1 protein-coding gene is annotated in these 1,406 nt (G+C 72.4%); it reads left to right on the forward strand.

Annotation, left to right across the window (positions count from 1 at the left end; all coding sequences use genetic code 11):
* Positions 1–78: 78 nt before the first annotated feature.
* The coding region (locus STSP_RS23280) for a beta-galactosidase (protein ID WP_067281577.1) at positions 79–1,406 on the forward strand (1,328 nt) is incomplete at its 3' end.

Here is a 1,406-nt window from a genome sequence, read left to right on the forward strand (position 1 = left end):
GGACGAACAGGCCCTGTTCACACATTTACTGACGATACGTCAGAGCACGGGACGACTCTCCACACCCGAGGAACCGTCATGACGGCACGCAGCATCACCGACCGCTTGGGCGGCCTCGCCTTCGGCGGGGACTACAACCCCGAGCAGTGGGACGAGCCGGTCTGGAAGGAGGACGACGAGCTCATGCGCCGGGCCAGGGTCAACCTGGCCACGGTGGGCGTCTTCTCCTGGGCCCTGCTCGAACCGGAGGAGGGACGCTACGACTTTTCCTGGCTCGACGCCCACATCGAACGCCTGCGCGCCAACGGCGTGGCCGTCGACCTCGCCACCCCGACGGCCTCCCCGCCGCCGTGGTTCACCCTGGCCCACCCCGAGGCGCTGGCGGTCAGGGCCGACGGCACCCGCCTCGTCCATGGCAGCCGCGACACCTACTGCCTCGCCTCGCCCGCCTACCGGAGCGCGGCCCGCCGGATTGCGTCCGCGCTGGCCGAACGGTACGGCGACCACCCGGCCCTCGCTCTGTGGCACGTACACAATGAGTACGGCACGCTCTGCTGGTGCGACCATGCGGCGGCCGCGTTCCGGGTGTGGCTGCGCGCCCGGCACGGCTCGCTGGACGCCGTCAACGAGGCGTGGGGCACGGCCTTCTGGAGCCAGCGCTACACCTCATGGGAGCAGGTGCTGCCGCCGCGCGCGACGCAGTGGCACAAGAACCCCGGCCAGGCGCTGGACTTCCACCGGTTCTGGTCCGACGAGATCATCGCCGCCTTCTGCGAGCAGCGCGACGCGATCCGCGCCCACAGCGACCGGCCGGTGACGACCAACCTGATGCTCCCCGCCTACCAGAACGTGGACCTGTGGGCCTTCGCCCGCGAACTCGACGTCGTCACCTCCGACCAGTACCCGTCCGCGCCCGGCCTGGACGCCGCCGCCGACGCCGCCTTCCACGCCGACCGCACCCGCTCCCTGGCCGGCGGCCGCCCCTGGCTGCTGATGGAACAGGGCACCAGTACCGTCTACGACGGCGGCCAGGTGCTGGGCAAGGAGCCCGGGGAGGTCCTGCGGCACACCCTCGGCCACATCGCGCGCGGCTCGGAGGGCGCGCTGTTCTTCCAGTGGCGGCAGTCGCGGGCCGGCGCCGAGACGTGGCACTCCGCGATGGTCCCGCACGCGGGTTCGGACAGCCGTGTCTTCCGCGAGGTCACGCAGACCGGCGAGGCGGTCGCCCGGCTCGGCGAGCTGGCGGGATCGACGGTCACCGCGTCGGTGGCCGTGCTGGACGACCCGGACGCCTGGTGGGCGCTCGGCGTGGACGGGCTGCCCTCCTCCCGCCTCGACTACCACGCGGCACTCGGACGGGCGCACCGCGCGCTGTGGGACGCGGGCGTCACCGTCGACTTCGCCCA

Origin of the sequence: Streptomyces jeddahensis, from assembly GCF_001642995.1 — a bacterium.
GTDB lineage: Bacteria > Actinomycetota > Actinomycetes > Streptomycetales > Streptomycetaceae > Streptomyces > Streptomyces jeddahensis.